Origin of the sequence: Megasphaera elsdenii DSM 20460 (assembly GCF_003010495.1) — a bacterium.
GTDB classification, from domain to species: Bacteria; Bacillota; Negativicutes; order Veillonellales; family Megasphaeraceae; genus Megasphaera; species Megasphaera elsdenii.
On the sequence record NZ_CP027570.1, the window covers coordinates 302399 to 323537 of the forward strand.

Genomic DNA, 21139 nt, shown 5'->3' on the forward strand with positions numbered 1-21139 from the left:
ACTTTATTCTGGATACAGTTCTTTGTTCCGTTTTACGATTTCCATGACCAAGTTGGCCGTTTCTTCGATGGCCTTGGACGACACATCGATGATGGGACAATGGAGACGGCGCATGACGCCGCGGGCATATTCCAGTTCTTCATTGATCCGTTCGATGTTGGCATAGCTGGCATTGGCATCGAGGCCCATGCTGCGCAGGCGTTCAGACCGGATGAAGTTCAGCTTGAACGGGTCGATGATGAGGCCGACGATCTTGCGGGCCGGGATCTGGAACAATTCCGGCGGCAGGCTGACTTCCGGTACCAGCGGCAGGTTGGCCGCTTTGATACGCTTATGAGCCAAGTACATAGAAAGGGGCGTCTTCGACGTACGCGATACGCCAACGATGACGATATCGGCCTTCAAGAAGCCCATGGGGTTCTTGCCATCGTCGTATTTGACGGCAAATTCAATGGCTTCGACGCGTTTGAAATACTCTTCGTCGAGCTGGTGGATCATGCCGGCTTTCAACGTCGGTTCCGTATCGGTCAAGGTGCCGACACCGGCCAGCATGGGGCCGATGATGTCGACGACGGTAACGTTGGCCGTCTTGGTCAGTTCCCGCAGCTTCCGGCGCAGGGATGGGGAAATGATCGTATAGCAGATCATGGCCTTGTTGGCTTCGGCTTTGCAGACCAGTTCTTCGATCTGCTGTTCCGACCGGATATACGGCACACGGATGATGTTAAATTCCTGTTTGTCATACTGGCTGGCTGCTGCCCGGGCCACGCGTTCGGCTGTTTCACCGAGCGAGTCAGAGCAAGCATAAATAATCGGTTTTTCCACGGTTATCTCCTCCCTAACCCACATTCTACAAAGAGACGGGTTATGTTCGTTTTTGATATTCTGCCCAGGACCTTCAATTCCTTCTTGTCATCTTCGTCAGTCCCTTTGACCTCGACGACGGGCAGGCAGTCGATTTCATATTCGATCAGGCGCTGAGCCGCGACGATCGCCTTTTCTTCTGGCTGGGCGTAAATCACCTTGCTCACAGGCGTCATGACCATGCGTACCGGCAGGGCCCGAAGGTCATTGCTGCCCATAGCGGTTTTCAATAAATCCTTTCGCGATACGACGCCGGCCAGGATATTGTCCGTCCCGACAAATACGGTCCCCACGTCTTCCGTAAACATGGCGATGATGGCATCGTAAGCACTCGTATGCTCGCCGACGATCACCGGCTGAGACAGGCAGGAATCAATGGTAATATCCGTAATAGCCCGTGAGAGCAGGTCTTTCTCTTTGTTGCCCGTAAAAAAATAGCCTAATTTCGGCCGCGCATCGATGAGCCCTAACATGGTCAAGATGGCCAGGTCCGAGCGCAAAGCTGCCCGCGTCACGTGGAGCCGGTTGGCAATATGCTGGCCCGTAATCGGACTGTTTTCCTTTACAATCTGTAAAATCGTTTCCTGACGTTCCGATAACATAGCGTCTTTTCACCCCCTATATAGCAAGCGTTCTCTTATTCACTTATTATCATAACATATATAAAAACATCCCGCGATATAAGATGTATAATATGCAAATAGTGTATAATACAAGGCCGTAGTATGAGAAAAAGGCGGCCCAAAAGTCTGCTTTTCTTTTGGGACCGCCTTTCTATTACTCATAAATCGGATATGCTATTACCAATTACCACGTATAGTCTTCCGTATCAGCACGGCCCTTGCCTGTCAGCGAATCGAGGAGGATACGCTGTTCGACTTGTGCTACGTGTTTCCGTGTCGATACGACAGCGTCGGGGTTGACCGAGATGGAATCGATGCCGCTCTTGACCAGAAATTCGGCGAAGTCCGGATAGACGCTCGGCGCCTGGCCGCAGATGGAAACGGTCTTACCGTCTTTGTGAGCAACCGTGATGAGATGGCGGATAGCCCGTTTGACAGCCAGGTTGCGTTCATCGAAGAGCGGTGCGACTGTATCGTTGTCGCGGTCGCAGCCCATGACGAGCATGGTCAGGTCGTTGGAGCCGATGGAATAGCCATCGACGAACTGATTGAACTGGTCAGCCAGGATGATGTTGGCCGGGATTTCAGCCATGAGCCATACTTTGAAGTCCGGACCGCGATGGAGGCCTTCCTGAGCCATGAGGTCGACGACTTTCTGCATTTCATCGACGCGGCGGCAGAAGGGAATCATGACGTTGAGGTTCTTGAAACCGTATTCTTCACGGACTTTGCGGACGGCTTTCAATTCCAGTTTGAACGCTTCGACGTATTTCGGGTCATAGTAACGGGAAGCACCGCGCCAGCCGAGGAGGGCGCTGCTTTCCTGGGGTTCGTATTTATCACCGCCCGTCAGGTTGCGGTATTCACTCGATTTGAAGTCGCTCAGGCGCAGCGTGACCGGACGCGGAGCCAGTGCCTGGCAGACCTTGCGGATGCCTTCGGACAGCTGATCGACGACGTAGTCAGCCCGGCCCGTTTCGATGAGATACAAAGGATGTTCGTGAATGAACGTCGTCCAGATAAATTCTTCACGCATGAGGCCGATGCCATCGCAAGGCAGTTTGCCGTATTTTTCAGCCAGATCCGGGTTGCCCAGGTTCATGTAGATTTTCGTGCCCGTAATCGGTGCGGCTTCGGCAGCGACGACTGTCGTTGCAGCCTGGCCGGCCGGAGCTTCGGCAGCTTCCGGTTTGACGATGTCGGCGACGATGCCTTCATAGACGATGCCGTTCGTCGCATCGACCGTGATTTCTGCGCCATCTTGGATGGTCGTCGTCGCTTCGACGCTGCGGCTCTTCGTGCCGACGATGCAGGGGATGCCCAGTTCACGGCTGACGATGGAAGCGTGACAGGTCATGCCGCCGGCATCGGTGACGATAGCTTTGGCCTTCTTCATGGCCGGAACCCAGTCCGGTGCCGTCATGGTCGTTACCAGGATTTCGCCGTCTTTGAATTCAGCGATTTTAGCCGGGTCGAGGATGACATGAGCTTTGCCAGCGGCACTGCCCGGGCTGGCCGGCAGGCCTTTGACGACGACTTTGCGGTCCGTCGTGACAGCAGCCTTAGCGGCAGCAGCTTCTTTCTTTTCTTTATTCTTCTTGGACCAGACTGTTTCCGGACGGGCCTGGAGGAGCCATACCTTATTGGTCCGTTCATCGACGCCCCATTCCATATCCATGTAGCAGCCGTAATGTTTTTCAATGGCTTTGGCATATGTAGCCAGTTCTTTGACCTGTTCGTCCGTAATGACCTGCTGTTTCTGCAGTTCCGGCGGAACGAGTTTTTCTTCGCAGTCACCGCCCGGTTTGCGGACCAGTTCAATCGGTTTGGTATTGATCATCTTGGAGAGGATGGTCAAGTCATCTTTGCGGACTTTGAAGTTATCCGGCGTAACCGTGCCCTGTACGACGTATTCGCCGAGGCCCCAGGCGCCTTCGATGGTAATCGTCGAATCGTCGCCCGTGACCAGGTCGACCGTGAACATGACGCCGGCGGCTTTGGAGAAGACCATCATCTGGATGGCGGCGCTCAAAGCGACGGAGAGATGATCGAAGCCCTGTTTCGTACGATAGTACGTAGCGCGGTCCGTAAAGGTCGATGCATAACATTCCTTGACCTTCTGGATGACCATGTCAGCGCCCTGGACGTTGAGGTACGTGTCCTGCTGGCCGGCAAAGCTGGCATCAGGCAAATCTTCTGCCGTTGCACTGGAACGGACGGCGACGAAGGGATTGGCTTCGCCGACTTTCTTGCCCAATTCTTCATAACTCTTGCGGATGTCTGCTGCCAAATCAGCCGGCATTTCAGCATCGCAGATTGCCTTGCGGATCTTAGCCGTGACATCGCGGAGCTGGACAGCGTCTTCGACGTCAGTCAGGCCTTTCAGCAATTCCGGGATGGTGACGTCCATGCCCGTTTCATGCATGAAATGACGATAGCCTTCTGCCGTCGTCGCAAACCCATAGGGAACGGGGACATCCGTCTGGGATGTCAATTCACCAAGGGAAGACGATTTCCCGCCTACGAGGGAAACATCAGCCCTGCGCAGTTCATCGAACCACAATACATATGCTTTTTCTCTGTCCTTTGCCATAATCCTTACCTCCTGCTGCTATACCCAAGCGTGTACGCTAAATTGTCTGCTTGTTACGTTTATAGTACGCTATTTATTTGTAAATGTCAATGGCCTTTCTTAAAAAGCTATGTGATACCTCTTTTAATGGTATACTATATGTGAAATATTTTCAGAATCCGTATAGCGTAAAACGATTTAAGTCCCAAAAACGCTTTAAATTTTCTCAACCTGCCCTGCCTATATAGGATAATAATGGCGGATGTGATATAATAAGAAACTAGTAATGTTTCATTACCTGCTCATCTTGAACGATTATGTCGTCACGTAGGAGGAAAATATGTATACACCCAGACGCAGAGCAAAAAAAGCCAAAAAAGCCGGTCCCCTTCGCCGCATCCGCCTTTTCATCGCCTTATGCCTTGTCGTTTTCGCAGGCCTAGGCTTTGGCTATATTTTTGCAGCCTATCAAAGTTTGCCTGCCGTAGGCAATAACATGCGGCCTGCCGTTTCATCGCAGGTCTTCGATTCCCACGGCCGGCTGATTACGACCCTTCATTCCGACCAGAACCGCTTGCCCATCGACATCAATAAAGTGCCGCAGAACCTGCAGAACGCCTTCATCGCTGCCGAAGACAACCGCTTCTATGAACACATCGGCATCGACCCCATCGGCATCTTCCGCGCCATCTTTGCCAACCTGACAAACCGCGGCATCGCCCAGGGCGGCAGTACCATCACCCAGCAGCTGGCCAAGAATGCCTTCTTGTCCCAGGAACAGACATTGAAGCGTAAGATACAGGAAGCCATGCTGGCCCTGGAAATCGAACACAAATACAGTAAAAAAGAAATCCTGGAAATGTACATGAACCAGATCTACTTCGGCCAGGGCGCCTATGGCATCCAGACAGCGGCTAAGACGTATTTCAATAAAGACGTCAACGAACTGAGCCTGACGCAGTGTGCCATGCTGGCCGGCCTGCCCAAGAGCCCGAACTACTACTCGCCGTTCAACAACCTGAACGAAGCCAAGAAGCGCAAGAACGTCGTCCTCGACCAGATGGTCAAATACGGCTACGTATCGGCAGCAGAAGCGGAAGACGCCAAGAACCAGGACCTGGGCCTCTCCAAGAGCCACCAGGCGAAAGAAGCCGACGAATACGCTTCCTTCATCGACTACGTCTCCCAGCAGGTCGCCAAGAAATACGGCGACGATGCCCTCTATAAAGAAGGCCTCAAGATCTACACGACCATGGACGTCGACAAACAACACGCCGCCGTCCGGGCCATGCGCAACCTGCCCAACAACTATACCGACGAAAACGGCCTGACCCAGCCGCAGGCGGCTCTCGTCTCCATCGACCCCAAGACGGGCCATATCCTGGCCATGGTCGGCGGCCGCGGACAGGACAGCTTCAACCGCGCCAGCATGGCCGTCCGCCAGCCGGGTTCGGCCTTCAAGCCCTTCGTCTACCTGACGGCACTGCAGCACGACATGACGCCGGATACGACCATGAAAGACCAGCCCGTCACCTACGGCGGCTGGAGTCCGAAGAACGCCGGCGGCTCCTACAGCGGCGCTATGAGCCTCAGCGATGCCCTGGCCCACTCGGTCAACACCATCGCCGTCCAGCTGGCTGACGAAGTCGGCACCAAGAACATCATCGCCAACGCCAAGAAGATGGGCATCACCACCCTCGACGCCAAAGACGACAACCTGGCCATGGCCCTGGGCGGCCTGACCCGGGGCGTCACGCCTCTGGAAATGGCCAGTGCCTACGGCACCTTCGCCAATAAAGGCGTCCACGTCAAACCGACGGCCATCGTCAAGATCCTCGACCGCAACGGCAACGTCCTGGAAGATTCGTCGACGTTAGAAAAAGAAGAAACGAAGACCCGCGTCATGTCCGAACGGGAAGCCTATGAAATGACGACCATGCTCGAAGGCGTCATCGACCACGGCACAGGGCGGGCTGCCGCCATCGGCCGTCCGGCAGCCGGCAAGACCGGGACGACGGACGACAACAAAGACGCCTGGTTCGTCGGCTACACGCCGGATATCGTCACGGCCGTCTGGATCGGCGACGATACAGGAGCCCACAGCTTAGGCGACATCTACGGTGGCACGGTCCCGGCCGAAATCTGGCGCGACTACATGTCGTCGGCCACGTCCGATGAATCGGGTGGCGACTTCTCCGCTCCGTCCGGCATGGAACGCCGCAAAGAGACGGCATCATCCAATAAGAGCTCGTCCCGCAGCGATGACCGGGAAGAACCAAAGAAAAAATCGGCAACGTCAGAAAAACCGACGACCAAAGAAAAATCCAAACAACAGACCCAGCAGCCGGCCAAACAACAAGCCGACCGCAATAATAAGGAATAAGGAAAAAGGCGCTGTCTTACGACAGCGCCTTTTTAGTGGTTCGTAGTTAATGGCTCGTAGCTCGTGGTTCGTAGGGGCCGGCCCATTCGGGACACCTCTCCTAGCAGGAGAGGCTTACGAAGCCTTCGTGCGGCCTCCCCTCACTCGCCCATGACGGCGATGGTTTCGGGGACGATGAAGTCCGCTTCGGTGCAGGCCCGGATATCTTCTACGGTATAGCCCGGGGCCAGTTCCCGCAGGACCAGGCCTTGCGGCGTGACTTCAAAGTAGCAGCGTTCGGTTACGATGTCGGTCACGCAACGGGCTCCCGTCAGGGGCAGCGTGCATTTCTTCAGTATCTTGGAATGGCCGCTCTTTTCGCAATGGTCCGTGGCGACGATGATCTTCTTGACACCGGCACAGAGGTCCATGGCCCCGCCCATACCGGGCACGAATTTCCCGGGGATGGTCCAGTTGGCGATATTCCCTTCCTGGTCGACTTGCAGCGTCCCCAAGACAGTCGCGTCAATATGGCCACCGCGGATGAAAGCGAAGGACGTTTCGTGGTCGTAGACACTGCCGCCGGTAATGACCGAAGCCGGCTGGCCGCCAGCATCGATGACGTCGATATCGACATGATTCCAGTCCGGCGACGGGCCGCTGCCAACGGTGCCGATTTCAGCTTCCAGCCAGAGGGATACGCCTTCGGGCAGATAGTTGACGCACATCAGGGGCAGGCCGATCCCTAAGTTGACGAAGTCCCCATTTTTGAAGAATTGGGCACAACGCCAGGCAATCAAAGCTCTTCCTTTCCGTTCAACCATGACCTCATCCCCTTTCCTGCCGTTCCCGCGCCTTGGCTTCGGCACGGGCCCTGGCCTTTTTCCACATCGGGCAGATAAACCGTTTTTCGCCCTGCCGTTCATAGACCATGTCGACGACAGGAGCCGGGATGGCGATTTCTTCCGGCAAGAGCTGGCCGACGGGGACGATTTCTTCGACTTCGGCGGCGACGAAATCAGCCGCATAAGCGATGGTACTGTTCGTCGCCCGCGAATTCATGCGGAAATAGAGGTTCCCTGCCGTATCGGCTTTGGTCGCCTTGACCAGGGCTACGTCGGCATGGAGCGGTAATTCCAGGAGATATTCCTTCCCATCGATGACCAGCTTCTGTTTCCCTTCTTCGACACTCGTACCGACACCGGTCGGCGTCAGGACGCCGCCCAGGCCGGCACCGCCGCAGCGCACGCGTTCGGCCCAGGTCCCCTGGGGGACGAATTCGACGGCCAGTTCACCGGCCAGCATCTGTTTCAGCGCTTCCGGATTGAGGCCGATATGCGTCGTAACGATGGACGACACGCGATGAGCCACGATCAGCTTGCCTACGCCCTGGCCGGGATAGCCGGCCGATACGGCGATGGCTTTGATATCCTTGACGCCTTTTTCCAGCATGCCGTCGATGATTTCATCAGCCGCGAATTGGCCATGCCAGTCACCGAACATGATGGTCTGTCCGTCATGGATATGCTCCAGGATATCTTGGAGAGAAAATACCTTCGATAACACCGTACTCACTCCCTTTCAGAGGACAGCCTTACTGGCCGGTAAAATGGGGACGCCGTTTTTCCATGAACGCGCAGACGCCTTCGGCAAAGTCCTGGGTCCGGGCACATTCACGCTGGCACGGGACTTCGATGTTTTCCAGGTAGTGCTGATATTCAGCAAAAGCAGCGGCATAAATCTGGCGCTTGATGTTCTTATAGGAAATAATCGGTCCGGCAGCCAGTTTCTTGGCAAATTTCATCGTTTCTTCATCGAGGGCATCGTTGGGCACAATGCGGTAGACAATGCCCAGATCCTTGGCTTCCTGTGCGCTCACAGGGCGTCCGGTAGCGCAGATGTCCATGGCCCGTTTCGGCCCCAGCTGTTTGACCAGGAGATAGGAACCGCCCGTATCGGGGACCAGGCCCAGATTGACGAAGGCCATGATGAACTTGGCGTTTTCACTGCAAATGATGAAATCCGCTGTCAGGGCCAAACTGGCACCGGCACCGGCCGCAGCCCCGCTGACCGAGGCGATGACCATCTTGCTCATCTTCTTCAGGCCATCCGTGACCTTGCCGACCTTGCCGATAAGGCCGTCCATATTGACATCGCCGCCGGCCTTGATGAGCTGGTAGAAGTAGCCGATATCGCCGCCGGCCGAAAAAGCACGGGGCAGCCCTTTGAAGACGACGACCTTTACCGATTCATCCGCTTCAGCCGCTTGGACGACATAAAGGAGTTCATCGGCCATTTCTTCATCGATGGCATTGAGGTTCGTCGGATAATCGAGCTGAACGACAGCGATGCCATCTTCAACGGTATAATGTAACTTGTTGAGTTTCATATGAATCCCTCCTCATTATTATAACAAAAACGAATGAATACCTTTCTTTATAATCATATTATATCATAGGTTCCAGAAAAAAGCCTATACCAGAAAGGCATAAAAAAGGCGCTGTCTTACGACAGCGCCTTTTTAGTGGTTCGTAGTTCGTGGCTCGTGTTCCCTACAAGGTTAAACCTCTCCGATCCAGTTGGACCACTTTTCCTAATAAGAGAACGAGTTTGCAATTTGCAGCGAATCCCTCAAATTTAAAACCATCCGCTAACAACTAACCACTAACCACTGGCTTTTTTATCAATCTACGCAATACTGACAGAAGATGCCGCGGAGGTCGAAGCGGCGGCTTTCTTTTTCCTGACGGGCCGTTTCTTTCGGCTGGCCCATGGAAGCGACGAGTTCCTGGCCGCGGCAGTAGATGCCTTCGCCGTTGGCAGCGCCGCTGATGGGCAGGGGCATCATGGTGTTGATCATATCATCAAAAGTAAAGTGTTTATCCATTTGAAAAGCCTCCTCTGAAGATGCTCAAGTTTTTATTATCTTGCTTGAGCATAAGTTTACGCTTTTCAATGTCTTTTTGTCAATGCTAATCACGAATTACTTTTGCATTTCATCCATTCAATATTAGAATCGTTCTACGCTTTATTCAATACCTTATGGACCAAAGCGCTGACGGCCATCAGGATGACGACGACAGGGACGGTGATGCCCACGGGCGTATCGACATTGAGCAGGAAGCGGTACAGGGCGACGCCCAAAACCCAGAGGACGAGGTTGAGCCAGTTGACGCTGTCTGCTGTATGGTCCTGCTTGAGGATGAAGAAGTCCGACAAGAGGATGGCCGTCATCGGCGCAAAGACGGAACCGATGAGGTAGAGGAAATCCTGGAACTGGTCCGGTGCGGCGAAGATGGCCAGCAGGACGCCCAGGACCGTCGCGATAAGCGCTAAAATCTTATCCGATACCTTCGGGACCAGGCTCTGGCAGCTGACGCCGGCCGAAAAGGCATCGAGGAAGGTCGTCGTGACCGTCGACAAGAGGACGACGAGGATCCCGGCGACGCCCAGGCCGGCCTGGACCATGATGGCCGCAATGTCATCCTGGCCGGTGAACAGGGCCGCGCCCATGCCGATGAGGAACATCCACGAGCTGGCGATGAAATAGGCACTGCAGCTGGCCGCCGTAGCCAGGCCCGGCTTTTCAGCCGTCCGCGTATAGTCCGAAATAATGGGCAGCCATGACAGCGGCATGGCGACAGCCAGTTCGACGGCGCCGCCAAAGGTGAGGTCGCCAGCCGGTACCTGCGGCGCCCCGCCTTTGAAGACGACCAGGCTGAGGACAATCGTCAAGATGAACAGGGCCGCCATGACGACGACGTTGATCTTGCTGAGGTTCTTCAGTCCCATGACGATCCACACGGCGATGAAGGCGCCGATGATGAGGCTCCACCAGGACACGCCGATGGCGGCGATGGTATTGGCAGCCAAAGCGGCACTGGCGACCATGACCGCCGTCCAGCCGACGAGCTGGATGACATTCAGGCCGGCAAAGAGCTTGGCCCCCTGGGTCCCGAAGGAAATGCGGACCGTTTCCATGGCACTGCCGCCCGTCCGGCCTCCGATGAGGCCGGCCAGGTACATGACGACACCGCCGATGAGATGGCCCAGGATGATAGCCGCAAAGGCTTTGGCAAAGCCCAGCGGCGCCAGGAGCATACCCGTCAGGATTTCGGCGATGGAAATGCCGGCGCCGAACCATAACAGGCCGTTGGAAAAGACAGACGTCTTACGTTCATTCATAATAAAATACCAACCTTTCTTTTATAATGCTACATCAGTATAACACATTCTCCGGGAAAACCCTACGTACACAACATCTTTGTTACAATTCCAACTCACTTTACTAAGAAAAAATGGCTTTACCTTTATTGCTATAAAATGACATGCTATACTTAATGAATCAATGATAACTATACCTACTTATTTAACATCATGACTGGAGTGATACCATGCAAATTGACAAGCGCCTGAAAATCGTCATTGCCGCTGTCATCGTGGCGGCCTGTGCCTTTGGCGGCTATAAATACTATGAATCCCAGCAAGCCGCAAAACAATCCAAGGCCATCGAAACAGCCGATGTCGTCCGCAAAGACCTGCGTTCGACCGTTTCCGCCACAGGGACCATCAGCCCTGTCGATTCCGTCGAAGTCTCGCCGAAGATCACGGCCCGCATCAGCCAGGTCCTGGTCAAAGAAAATGACCGGGTCACAGCCGGCCAGACCGTAGCAGTCCTCGACGGCAAAGATTATGAAGCCAAACGCGACCAGGCCCAGTATAAGGTCACAAACACCAAAGTCGAATACGACCGGGCCCAGCAGCTCTATGACCTCGGTGCCGGCACCAAACAGGCCCTGGATACGGCGAAATTCAACTATGACACTGCCGTCAGTACTTTGACGGAAGCCGAATCGGACGTTGCCGAAACGGTCATCACGGCGCCCATGGACGGCGTCGTCGTCGGCGAACCGAAGACTGTCGGCACCATGGCCGTCCAGGGTAACAGCAACCCGACGGTCATCATGCGCATTGCCGACACGTCGACGAAGCAGATTCTGGCCAAAGTCGATGAAACGGATATCGGCAAGATCCAAGTCGGCCAAGATGCGACCTTCACTGTTGACGCCTTTACAGACCGGACTTTCACGGCCCACGTCTCGAAAATCGCCAAAACCGATACGGGCAATACGTGGGATACGAACGGCTCCAGTTCGACGTCCAGCTCGTCGAGTTCGTCGGCCAGCGTCATCTACTACTACGTCACCCTCGACGTCGACGACCCGGATGACGTCCTGAAACTGGGCATGACGGCCCGCGTCGACATTACGACCTCGCAAAAAGATGACGCCCTCGTCGTACCCATCGCCGCCTTGAAGACCAACGACTCCGGCTCTTACGTCATCCGCGTCGATGCCAATGGCCAGACGGAACAAGTACCGGTCACGACGGGCATCTACAGCGATGAATACGTGGAAATCCTTTCGGGCCTGACCCAGGGCGACAAGGTTTCCATCGCCTATACGGCCTCCAGCAAGTCGTCGTCCTCGTCGAACAGCAATAGACGCCAGGGCCCGCCGCCCATGTAAGGGGGCCTCGCCATGAAGCATGTCATCGAATTGAAAGATATCAAAAAAATCTACCACATCGGCGGTGAAGACTTCGCCGCTCTGGCCGGCATTACCTTAAACATCGAAGAAGGCGAATTTGCCGCTCTCATGGGGCCATCGGGCTCAGGAAAATCGACGCTCATGAACATCCTGGGCTGCCTGGACCGGCCGACGTCGGGTTCGTATAAGCTCGGCGGCAAGGAAGTCGCCCACCTCGGCGACGATGAACTGGCCGTCGTCCGCAACCAGCACATTGGCTTCGTCTTCCAGAACTTCAACCTCTTGTCCCGCATCTCCGCCCTGGACAATGTCGCCCTGCCCCTGGTCTACGCCGGTGTCGGCCGCAGGGAACGGACGGAACGGGCCATGGAAAAGCTGAAATCCGTCGGCCTGGAAACGTGGGCCCACCACAAGCCCAACGAACTGTCCGGCGGCCAGCGCCAGCGCGTCGCCATCGCCCGGGCCCTGGTCAATAACCCGCATATCATCATGGCCGACGAACCGACGGGCAACTTGGATACGAAATCGACGAAAGACATCATGCGCCTTTTCGAAGCGCTCCACGAAGAGCACAAGACGATCATCCTGGTCACGCATGAACCGGAAATCGCCGCCTGTGCCAACCGCCAGCTCCTGCTCTCAGACGGCAGGATCACAAAAGACGCCGGAAAGGGGGTCGTCATGGATGTTATTTAGTGAAAGCGTGCAGATTGCCATTACGGCCCTGCTGTCCAATAAACTGCGCTCCATCCTGACCATGCTGGGCATCATCATCGGCGTCGGCGCCGTCATCGCCATGATTTCCATCGGCATGGGCGTCAAGCAGAACGTCACCAACTCCATCGCCAGCCTGGGCAGCAATATGCTCATCGTTTCGCCAGGCTCGACCAATCACGGCGGCGTCCGTTCGGCAGCCGGTTCGAGCCAGAAATTGAAATACGACGACGCCGTAGCCATCAAGAATAAAATAAAGAACATCGACTACGTATCGCCGACAGTCAACAGTTCCTACCAGATTGTCAACGGCAACCAGAACTGGAATACGTCGGTCTACGGCGTCACGCCAGAATACCTGCACATCCGGTCCCTCGTCGTCCAGTCGGGATCCTTCATCACCCAGAGCGACCTCAACTCGCGCAACCGCGTCGCCGTCATCGGCCCGACGGTCGCCGCCAACCTCTTCGACGAAGTCAATCCCGTTGGCAAGAACATCCGCATCAACAACCAGCCCTATAAGATCATCGGCGTCCTGGAAAGCAAAGGCCAGTCCTCCATGGGCCAGGACCAGGACGACATCGTCATCGTCCCCTTGACGACGGCCCAGGAACGCCTCATGGGCATCACCTACGTCCGCTCCATCAACATCCAGGTCTCCAGCGCCGATAAAATCGAACAGGTCCAGGCCGAAGTCGAAACGCTCCTGCGCCAGCGCCACCATATCCGCAGCGGCAGCGAAGATGACTTCACCGTCCGTAACCTGACGAGCCTCATGGAAACCATGACCAGCACGACGACCATGCTGACCCTCTTCCTGGGCAGTATCGCCGCCATTTCGCTCATCGTCGGCGGCATCGGCATCATGAACATCATGATGGTCTCCGTCACTGAACGGACGCGGGAAATCGGCATCCGGAAAGCCCTGGGCGCAACTTTTCAGAACATTATGATGCAGTTTCTCATCGAATCTGTCGTCATCGGCGTCATCGGCGGCCTCCTGGGCATCGCCTGCGGCGTCGGCATCGCCCTGGCTATCGCCAAGTCCGGCCTGTTCCAGACGGTCATCACGGCGGCGCCGATCATCATCTCTTTCAGTTTCTCCGTAGGCATCGGCCTCTTCTTCGGCATCTACCCAGCCCGGAAAGCAGCCAAGCTCGACCCCATCGAAGCCTTGCGGTATGAATAAAAAAAGGGCTTGTCACATGACGACAAGCCCTTTAAAGTTGTTAGTGGCTAGCAGTTAGTTGTTAGCGGATGGCTTTAAAGCTGTAGCGGGCGTCCCGGCTCTCCTGCTAGGAGAGCTGTCAGCGCAGCTGACTGAGAGGTTGAATCTGGAAATTCAACCTCTCCGGCCCATTGGGCCACCTCCCCTATCAGGGGAGGCTTGGCGCTCTGCAATCGGCGGGCCGCCCCTACGAGCCACGAACCACTAGCCACTAGCCACGAGCCACGAGCCACTAATCTCTCAGCCAGCGGCGGATGTCGTCTTCGGCATCTTCGATGGTCGTACCCAGGAGGGCCAGGCTCTTGCCGAGTTTGGCCGTCGGGCAGAGGGCATGGATGTCTTCCAGACTGTGGCCGACGCCGCTGCCTTCATGGGTGCAGAAAGGATAAATCGTCTTATCCGTGAAGTCGTGGTTTTCCAGGAACGTCCACAAAGCCATGGGCATGGTGCCGCACCAGTTGGGATAGCCCAGGAAGATGACGTCGTAATCATCGATGCTGTCGATATCCCTTTCCAGGACCGGCCGGGCGTTGTCGGCCTTTTCTTTCTTGGCGATCTTGACGACTTCCTGATAGTCATTGGGATAGACCGAAGCCGTGCGGATGTGGAAGAGGTCGCCGCCCGTGAACAGGCGCAGCATCTGTGCCGCCCGTTCCGTATTGCCCACGGGCAGGTCGACGATCTTACCGCTGACATAGTTCATGCCGGCGTGTGAAAAATATGCAATGAGGCATTTCTTACCTTGATAATCCATCAGTCAATCAAACCTCCCTGATATGTTTGACTTAAAAATTCCCGATACAGTTTTCATTATACGGCAAAAATCGTTGCCATTCAATCACTATCATGAATGACGGCCATTTTATTTTATCATGCCTGCCCGGCGCCCAGTATCTTTCCAAGGCCCATATAATGTAGTAAAATAGAGTTTGTCAATAGATTACTATGCTAAGCAATACAAGGAGGTCCCTTTATGGCTCATGTAAATGAAAACTACTTAAAACTCCCCGGCAACTATCTTTTTGCAACCATTGCAAAAAAAGTTGAAGCTTATTCCAAAGCACATCCGGAAGCGAATATCATCCGCCTCGGCATCGGCGACGTCACCCGTCCCCTGGCCCCGGCTATCATCGACGCCATGCACAAGGCCGTCGACGAAATGGGCAAAGCCGAAACCTTCCGCGGCTACGGTCCGGAACAGGGCTATGACTTCCTCCGTCAGGCTATCATCGACGGCGACTACAAGACGCGCGGCATCGACCTCGATCTGGACGAAGTCTTCGTCGGCGATGGCGCCAAGACCGATGTCGCCTGCATCCAGGAAATCTTCGGCGACGACCTGAAATTCGCCGTAGCCGACCCGGTATACCCGGTTTACCTCGACTCCAACGTCATGTTCGGCCATACCGGCGAATGGAACGCTGAAAAAGGCATCTACGACGGCGTCGTCTATCTCCCATGCACTCCGGAAAACGGCTTCAAAGCCGAACCGCCGAAGGAAAAAGTCGACATCGTCTACCTCTGCAACCCGTCCAACCCGACCGGCACGGCCATGAGCAAGGAAGAATTGACCAACTGGGTCAAAGCCGCCAAAGAAAACAACTTCATCATCATCTACGATTCGGCTTATGAAACGTACATCACCGAACCGGACGTTCCCCACAGCATCTTTGAAATCGAAGGCGCTAAAGAAGTAGCCATCGAACTCCGCTCCTACTCCAAGTGCGCCGGCTTCACGGGTACGCGCTGCTCCTATGTCGTCGTCCCCCATGCCTGCGTCGCTTACAAGAAAGACGGCACGGCTGTCGAACTCAATCCCTTGTGGAACCGCCGTCAGTGCACCTTCTTCAACGGCACGCCGTACATCGTCCAGCGCGCAGCTGAAGCTTACTACAGCCCGGAAGGCCAGAAACAGTGCCTGGCTGACGTCGAATACTACATGGAAAACGCCCACATCATCCGCGACGGCCTGACCGAAGCCGGCTTCACCGTCTACGGCGCTACCAACTCGCCGTACGCCTGGGTACAGACGCCGAACGGCATGAAGAGCTGGGATTTCTTCGACCTGCTCCTGGAAAAAGCCCACGTCGTCACGACACCGGGTTCGGGCTTTGGCCCCCACGGCGAAGGCTATCTCCGCCTGACCGCTTTCGGCACCAAAGAAAACACCGTCGAAGCTGTCAAACGCATTGCTGATTTAAAATTATTCAAATAAAGGTGGTTTAACCATTGAGTACCAATCTGGAAGTAGGCATCGTCGGCCTGCCGAATGTCGGTAAGAGCACGCTGTTCAACGCGATTACCAAGGCCGGCGCAGAAGCGGCAAACTATCCCTTCTGCACGATTGAACCGAATGTCGGTGTCGTAGAAGTCCCGGATAAACGCATCCAGGTCCTGACCGACATGTACAAACCGAAAAAAACAATTCCCGCTGTCATGCGCTTCGTCGATATCGCCGGCCTCGTCGCCGGTGCCTCCAAGGGCGAAGGCCTGGGCAACAAGTTCCTCAGCCACATCCGTGAAACCGATGCCATCGCTGAAGTCGTCCGCTGCTTCGAAGACTCGAACATCACCCACGTCGACGGCTCCATCGACCCGATCCGCGACATCGAAACAATCAATACGGAACTGTGCCTGGCCGACCTGGAATCGGCCCAGAAACGGGCGGACCGCATCGCCAAAGTCGCTCAGTGTGGCGACAAGGACGCCAAAGTCGAATACGCCGTCCTGAAAAAAGTCCTGGCCTGCCTGGAAAACGGCGACCCGGCCCGCAAAGCCGGCCTGACAAAAGATGAACTGCCGCAGGTCAAAGAACTCAACCTCCTGACCTTGAAGCCGATCATCTACATCGCCAACGTCGCAGAAGACGAAGCAGGCAATCCCGACGCCAACCCCAACGTCAAACGCGTCGAAGAATACGCCGCCAAGGAAGGCGCTCAGGTCGTCGCCGTCTCGGCCAAGATTGAAGCCGAAATCGCCGAACTGCCGGACGACGAAGCCGAAGTCTTCCTGGAAGAACTGGGCCTGCCCGAATCGGGCCTGGACAAGCTGATCAAAGCCAGCTATTCCCTGTTGGGTCTGATCAACTTCTTCACGGCCGGATCTGACGAAGTCCGCGCCTGGACCATCGTCAACGGCACGAAAGCCCAGAAAGCAGCCGGTAAGATCCACACCGACATCGAACGCGGCTTCATCCGCGCCGAAATCGTTTCCTACGACGACCTCATCGCCTGCGGCAGCGAACAAACTGCCAAAGAAAAAGGCCTTGTCCGTCTGGAAGGGAAAGATTACGTCATGCAAGACGGAGACGTCACATACTTCCGCTTTAATGTATAGGAAAAAAAGGGGCTGTAACAGAATAGCCTCATCTAAAAAATGGACTCAGTTATCTGAGCCCATTTTTTTTAAGCAAAAGAGGCCCCAAAGGGCCTCTTTGCTGGTATAATTATTGTATGCCAAACAAAATCAACCACGTAAAGTATACCAAAACTTACACTCCGAGGCAACTCGTTTTGCCATTGGATTATGGCATTTCACTAGAACAAGATCGGTTGGTTTGTATCGTAGATGCATTATTAGAAAGGTTGGATTATTCAGCATTACAGCATCTCTACTCTGTTAAAGGCAGAAATCCTAAGGTACCGCCCAAGATCTTGTTCAAAGTGAGGGTCTTTGCTGCAGCCCAGGGCGTATATTCCCTGCGCAGTATCAGCGAACAATGCCGTGTCAATATAGAATATATGTGGTTGCTGGAAGGGTATCCGGCTCCCAGCCACATGACGTTTGGCCGTTTCTTTCACCGGATTCCCATAGAAGTGCTCCGCCATTTGTTTGCCCAGTTTGTGCATCAACTGTCTTTGCTGGATTCCGTAGATTTTACAGAATGGTATATTGATGGGACCAAGATGGAAGCCAACGCGAACCGCTATACGTTTGTCTGGCGCAAGCGAGTGGAAAAAGGGATCGCTAAGCTAAAGGAAAAACGGCGGCAAATCCAGGAACAGATGCTAGCTTTCACGGGCATGGATACCTGTACACTGGATGACGATGAATTACTCCGGTCTGCCGCAGACGTATGCCAAGGAAACGGCATCACATTCGTGCAAGGGTCTGGCCACCGAAAAACAGTCGAACAAAAACTATTTGAAGAAGTGGCAGCCATCCGGGAGAAACAGCAAGAATATGATGCCCACCTGACCATACTGGGCACACGGAACAGTTATTCCAAGACCGATCCCGATGCTACATTTATGCGCATGAAAGAAGACCACATGAAAAACGGGCAGCTGAAGCCGGCCTACAATCTTCAGTTAGCCGTACAGTCTGAATATATTATCGGACTGGGTCTATTCCCGAATCCAACAGATACCCGGACCTTGATCCCGTTTTTGACGGCATTGGAATCAGAGTATGGAAGACTGGCAGATCATATCGTGGCGGATGCCGGATATGACAGTGAAGAGAATATGGACTGGATAGAAAAGAAAGGAAGCACGGTATGCATCAAGCCACGGGAGTATGAATACCGGAAGACGTCTGCCTTCAAGAAAAAAATCGGGCACCGAAGCAATATGGCCTATGACGCAGACAGCGATACCTATACCTGTGCCAAAGGAAGGAAGCTGCATTTCATAACGGAAAAAAAGCAGCGCGATAGGGCCAGCGGATATGAACGGACCGTACGAATTTACCAATGTGAAAACTGTCAGTATTGTGGAAAACGGAATCAATGCCAGCCGACCCGTACAGGAAAGAAACCAACACAGAATAAAATGGTACAGTACAATCCTTACTACCAATCCTTATTGGACAGGGACTACGACTTCATTCATAGTGAAAAAGGAATCCAGTTGCGGATTAACCGCTCCATACAGATAGAAGGGGCGTTTGGAACAGTAAAGGGAAACTACGAATACCGCCGAGTGAGACATAAGGGAAAAGAAAGTGTAGAAAAGGAACTGTTGTTCATGGCATTCGGCTTTAATCTGAGAAAATACCGAAGTCGCCGGGATACGGACCGATTACAACAACACTATTTAGAAAAAGAAGAAACACATACAGTAGCCTGCTAAAAAAAGAAAAAACAGCAAGGCTTATTAAAGTACGCCTAAAAACAGATAGCTGGCATTTTTCACGAAAATGAAAAATGCCAGCTATTGTGTTAGTTATGGGAAAGAAAGAAGACTGCAACAAAATGAGCTAAAAAGCTCATTTTGTTACAGCCCCTTTTTAAGTGGTTAGTGGCTAGCAGTTAGGGGTTAGCGGATGGGTTTTAAATTTAAAAACCATCTGCTACAAACTACAAACTCCGTACTACAAACTAGTATCGTCCTCCCGATGTTTTGGGCGTGGTTCCCGTTCATCTGTCAATCCGGCAATGTAATCGAGTGAGGTGTGGTACAGCCTTGCCAGCTGGATCAACTTTTCTACGGGGATCTTCCGTTTCCCCAATTCATACATGCCGTATCCAACTTGTGAACACTTCAAGATTTTTGCCACGTCGGCCTGAGAAAGCCTTGCTTCCAACCGAAGCGTCTTTAAGCGGCTGTAGTATTTCATGTCATCACCTGTTTTCATAGATCTAGGACTATAATAAGTACATTAGTAAATTCCTTGATTCTATTATAGTAAATATATAAAAAGACGGCAACGATTATTATGAATATAATCGTTGCCGTCTTTGCAATTTGACTTCCCCTCTATGAAATAATTAGCCGATTTCTACTAATTTTCCAGGATTCATGATGTTATTCGGGTCCAAAGCCTTCTTGATGGCTTTAATGACGTTAAGTTCCGCCTGCGGTGTGCAAAGGGCAAATTCTTCTAATTTTTTATAGCCAATGCCGTGTTCACCGGACATCTTGCCGCCCAGGGCATAGACGCGCGGGAAGAGGTCGCGATGGAAGGCTTTGATCTTCTGGAACCATTCTTCCGGCGACAAGCCTTTGGCATTCAGAGGCAGGACGTGGATGTTACCATCGCCGATGTGAGCAACCGTGACGCAGTAGAGGTCGTATTTTTCGCGCAGTTCCGGAATCTGTTTGGTGATTTCCGGAATCTTGTCCAAGGGGACGACGAAGTCTTCCGTCTGGAACATCTTGTCAACGTCGCGGGCGGCTTCGGCGAACTGCTTGCGCAGAGTCCAAATCCGTTTATCCGCTTCAAATTCGTCGATCGAGCCGTTGGCTTCCGCCAAGTCGCAGAGCTGTTCCATCTTGCGGTCCGAGTCGTCTTCGCTGAACGATTCGACCGTGACGATGACGTAATCACAGCCTTCGTCGACATGAGGCATTTTCATGTCCAGGAATTTGCAGGTCATGCGCAGGGCTTCATTGTCCATAAATTCGATGCTCGTCGGGTCGATGCCGGCTTTGAGGATCTTATTGGGCAGGGCAAAGGCTTCTTCATCGGTCTTGAAAACGCAGACCATATTGAAGGCATACGGCGGCATGGGACGGAGTTTGACCGTGACTTCCGTAATGATGCCCAGCGTGCCTTCGGAACCGGCAAAGAGCTGTTCCAGGCAGAGGCCGGTAGAACTCTTCTTGAGGCGGGCACCGGCGTCGAGGATGTCCCCTGTCGGCGTAACGACTTTCAGGCTGTAGATCTGATGGCGCGTCGTGCCGTATTTAACGGCTTTATTGCCGCCGGCATTGTTGGCGACGTTGCCGCCGATCATGCTGCTGTCGGCACTGGACGGGTCCCCGGCATAGAGGAGGCCGTGTTTGGCAGCTTCACGCTGCAAGTCCCCAGTGATGACGCCAGTCTGGCAGACGGCATACATATTGTCGGCATCGAATTTGAGGATCTGATTCATCCGTTCCAATTCGACGACCATGCCGTGATAAACAGGAATAGCACCACAGGCAACACCGGAACCAGCCGAGCGCGGCGTAATCGGAACGAGGTACTTATTGGCCAATTTGACGATAGCGGCCACTTCTTCCGTCGAGCCCGGGAAGACGACGACTTCCGGTTTATGGAAATAATGGGAGTTCCCTTCTTCGTCTGTCTGGTATCTTTCCAAATAATCTTCGTCCGTCTTGACGTATTTATCACCGACGACCTGACGTAATTCTGCTAATAATTCCGGCGTAACCGGGTTAAACTGTGCTGCCATATATAAACGCTTCCTTTCTATCGGAATCTTTCCGTATGCTTTAAAGATATAATAAGTTTATCCTCCGAATGGGAGTTGAGCATAGTATACCACGTAGCAGAAACTTG

At 53.8% G+C, this 21139-nt stretch carries 18 protein-coding genes; 7 read left to right on the forward strand and 11 right to left on the reverse strand.

Annotated features, from left to right (window positions below; all coding sequences use genetic code 11):
* Positions 1–3 precede the first annotated feature (3 nt).
* The 3 genes from C6362_RS01475 to ppsA all read right to left on the reverse strand — a co-directional run bounded on the left by C6362_RS01475 (position 4) and on the right by ppsA (position 4080).
* On the reverse strand, positions 4–825 hold the full coding sequence (locus C6362_RS01475; RefSeq protein ID WP_014014999.1) for a pyruvate, water dikinase regulatory protein: 822 nt from the start codon (positions 823–825) through the stop codon (positions 4–6).
* Between the two features lie 2 nt (positions 826–827).
* A complete protein-coding gene (locus tag C6362_RS01480) occupies positions 828–1466 on the reverse strand; it encodes a helix-turn-helix transcriptional regulator (RefSeq protein ID WP_014015000.1) in 639 nt (212 codons plus the stop codon).
* A 205-nt stretch (positions 1467–1671) separates the two neighbouring features.
* Positions 1672–4080, reverse strand: coding sequence for a phosphoenolpyruvate synthase (ppsA, locus tag C6362_RS01485; protein ID WP_014015001.1), 2409 nt, complete (start codon positions 4078–4080; stop codon positions 1672–1674).
* 319 nt (positions 4081–4399) lie between these two features.
* On the opposite strand from ppsA, the gene C6362_RS01490 reads away from it, so the two are divergent.
* Positions 4400–6442, forward strand: a complete 2043-nt coding sequence (locus C6362_RS01490) for a transglycosylase domain-containing protein (protein WP_014015002.1) — start codon at positions 4400–4402, stop codon at positions 6440–6442.
* A 140-nt stretch (positions 6443–6582) separates the two neighbouring features.
* On the opposite strand, the gene C6362_RS01495 is transcribed toward C6362_RS01490, so the two are convergent.
* The 5 genes from C6362_RS01495 to cytX form a co-directional block, all read right to left on the reverse strand.
* Positions 6583–7245, reverse strand: coding sequence for a CoA transferase subunit B (locus C6362_RS01495; RefSeq protein WP_041647040.1), 663 nt, complete (start codon positions 7243–7245; stop codon positions 6583–6585).
* A 4-nt stretch (positions 7246–7249) separates the two neighbouring features.
* Complete coding sequence (locus C6362_RS01500) at positions 7250–7987, reverse strand: CoA transferase subunit A (protein WP_014015004.1); 738 nt, start codon at positions 7985–7987, stop codon at positions 7250–7252.
* Positions 7988–8015: 28 nt separating this feature from the next.
* Complete coding sequence (locus C6362_RS01505) at positions 8016–8810, reverse strand: enoyl-CoA hydratase/isomerase family protein (protein WP_014015005.1); 795 nt, start codon at positions 8808–8810, stop codon at positions 8016–8018.
* A 294-nt stretch (positions 8811–9104) separates the two neighbouring features.
* Entirely contained in the window at positions 9105–9308 is a 204-nt protein-coding gene (locus C6362_RS01510) for a hypothetical protein (protein WP_014015006.1), read from the reverse strand.
* Between the two features lie 134 nt (positions 9309–9442).
* Complete coding sequence (gene cytX / locus C6362_RS01515) at positions 9443–10606, reverse strand: putative hydroxymethylpyrimidine transporter CytX (RefSeq protein WP_014015007.1); 1164 nt, start codon at positions 10604–10606, stop codon at positions 9443–9445.
* Positions 10607–10815: 209 nt separating this feature from the next.
* On the opposite strand from cytX, the gene C6362_RS01520 reads away from it, so the two are divergent.
* Genes C6362_RS01520 through C6362_RS01530 form a run of 3 tightly spaced genes read left to right on the forward strand, consistent with a single transcriptional unit; the run spans position 10816 to position 13873 of the window.
* Positions 10816–11949, forward strand: a complete 1134-nt coding sequence (locus C6362_RS01520) for an efflux RND transporter periplasmic adaptor subunit (RefSeq protein WP_014015008.1) — start codon at positions 10816–10818, stop codon at positions 11947–11949.
* Between the two features lie 12 nt (positions 11950–11961).
* On the forward strand, positions 11962–12666 hold the full coding sequence (locus C6362_RS01525) for an ABC transporter ATP-binding protein (protein WP_014015009.1): 705 nt from the start codon (positions 11962–11964) through the stop codon (positions 12664–12666).
* Positions 12656–13873, forward strand: coding sequence for an ABC transporter permease (locus tag C6362_RS01530; protein ID WP_014015010.1), 1218 nt, complete (start codon positions 12656–12658; stop codon positions 13871–13873). Before C6362_RS01525 ends, C6362_RS01530 begins: the two co-directional genes overlap by 11 nt.
* Positions 13874–14144: 271 nt before the next feature.
* On the opposite strand, the gene C6362_RS01535 is transcribed toward C6362_RS01530, so the two are convergent.
* Complete coding sequence (locus C6362_RS01535) at positions 14145–14666, reverse strand: flavodoxin (RefSeq protein ID WP_014015011.1); 522 nt, start codon at positions 14664–14666, stop codon at positions 14145–14147.
* Positions 14667–14885: 219 nt separating this feature from the next.
* Here C6362_RS01535 and C6362_RS01540 point away from each other — a divergent pair, with 219 nt between their 5' ends.
* The 3 genes from C6362_RS01540 to C6362_RS01550 all read left to right on the forward strand — a co-directional run bounded on the left by C6362_RS01540 (position 14886) and on the right by C6362_RS01550 (position 18984).
* Entirely contained in the window at positions 14886–16127 is a 1242-nt protein-coding gene (locus C6362_RS01540; RefSeq protein ID WP_014015012.1) for an LL-diaminopimelate aminotransferase, read from the forward strand.
* A 14-nt stretch (positions 16128–16141) separates the two neighbouring features.
* Positions 16142–17248, forward strand: a complete 1107-nt coding sequence (gene ychF / locus C6362_RS01545; RefSeq protein ID WP_014015013.1) for a redox-regulated ATPase YchF — start codon at positions 16142–16144, stop codon at positions 17246–17248.
* Positions 17249–17364: 116 nt separating this feature from the next.
* The gene (locus C6362_RS01550; protein WP_041647043.1) at positions 17365–18984 is read left to right on the forward strand and encodes an IS1182 family transposase; all 1620 of its coding nucleotides are present in this window, start codon (positions 17365–17367) and stop codon (positions 18982–18984) included.
* Between the two features lie 241 nt (positions 18985–19225).
* On the opposite strand, the gene C6362_RS01555 is transcribed toward C6362_RS01550, so the two are convergent.
* Both C6362_RS01555 and C6362_RS01560 read right to left on the reverse strand, forming a co-directional pair.
* Complete coding sequence (locus C6362_RS01555; RefSeq protein WP_014015015.1) at positions 19226–19471, reverse strand: helix-turn-helix domain-containing protein; 246 nt, start codon at positions 19469–19471, stop codon at positions 19226–19228.
* Positions 19472–19622: 151 nt separating this feature from the next.
* Entirely contained in the window at positions 19623–21032 is a 1410-nt protein-coding gene (locus tag C6362_RS01560) for an FAD-binding oxidoreductase (RefSeq protein WP_014015016.1), read from the reverse strand.
* Positions 21033–21139: the final 107 nt, after the last annotated feature.

What these genes read in the sequence shown, in the direction of transcription:
- C6362_RS01505 (WP_014015005.1), bottom strand. Translation starts at nt 8,810, where the DNA reads ATGAAACTCAACAAGTTACATTATACCGTTGAAGATGGCATCGCTGTC.
- C6362_RS01540 (WP_014015012.1), top strand. Translation starts at nt 14,886, where the DNA reads ATGGCTCATGTAAATGAAAACTACTTAAAACTCCCCGGCAACTATCTT.
- C6362_RS01550 (WP_041647043.1), top strand. Translation starts at nt 17,365, where the DNA reads ATGCCAAACAAAATCAACCACGTAAAGTATACCAAAACTTACACTCCG.
- C6362_RS01555 (WP_014015015.1), bottom strand. Translation starts at nt 19,471, where the DNA reads ATGAAATACTACAGCCGCTTAAAGACGCTTCGGTTGGAAGCAAGGCTT.
- C6362_RS01480 (WP_014015000.1), bottom strand. Translation starts at nt 1,466, where the DNA reads ATGTTATCGGAACGTCAGGAAACGATTTTACAGATTGTAAAGGAAAAC.
- C6362_RS01510 (WP_014015006.1), bottom strand. Translation starts at nt 9,308, where the DNA reads ATGGATAAACACTTTACTTTTGATGATATGATCAACACCATGATGCCC.
- C6362_RS01490 (WP_014015002.1), top strand. Translation starts at nt 4,400, where the DNA reads ATGTATACACCCAGACGCAGAGCAAAAAAAGCCAAAAAAGCCGGTCCC.
- C6362_RS01530 (WP_014015010.1), top strand. Translation starts at nt 12,656, where the DNA reads ATGTTATTTAGTGAAAGCGTGCAGATTGCCATTACGGCCCTGCTGTCC.
- C6362_RS01535 (WP_014015011.1), bottom strand. Translation starts at nt 14,666, where the DNA reads ATGGATTATCAAGGTAAGAAATGCCTCATTGCATATTTTTCACACGCC.
- C6362_RS01525 (WP_014015009.1), top strand. Translation starts at nt 11,962, where the DNA reads ATGAAGCATGTCATCGAATTGAAAGATATCAAAAAAATCTACCACATC.
- ppsA (WP_014015001.1), bottom strand. Translation starts at nt 4,080, where the DNA reads ATGGCAAAGGACAGAGAAAAAGCATATGTATTGTGGTTCGATGAACTG.
- C6362_RS01495 (WP_041647040.1), bottom strand. Translation starts at nt 7,245, where the DNA reads ATGGTTGAACGGAAAGGAAGAGCTTTGATTGCCTGGCGTTGTGCCCAA.
- C6362_RS01560 (WP_014015016.1), bottom strand. Translation starts at nt 21,032, where the DNA reads ATGGCAGCACAGTTTAACCCGGTTACGCCGGAATTATTAGCAGAATTA.
- cytX (WP_014015007.1), bottom strand. Translation starts at nt 10,606, where the DNA reads ATGAATGAACGTAAGACGTCTGTCTTTTCCAACGGCCTGTTATGGTTC.
- C6362_RS01520 (WP_014015008.1), top strand. Translation starts at nt 10,816, where the DNA reads ATGCAAATTGACAAGCGCCTGAAAATCGTCATTGCCGCTGTCATCGTG.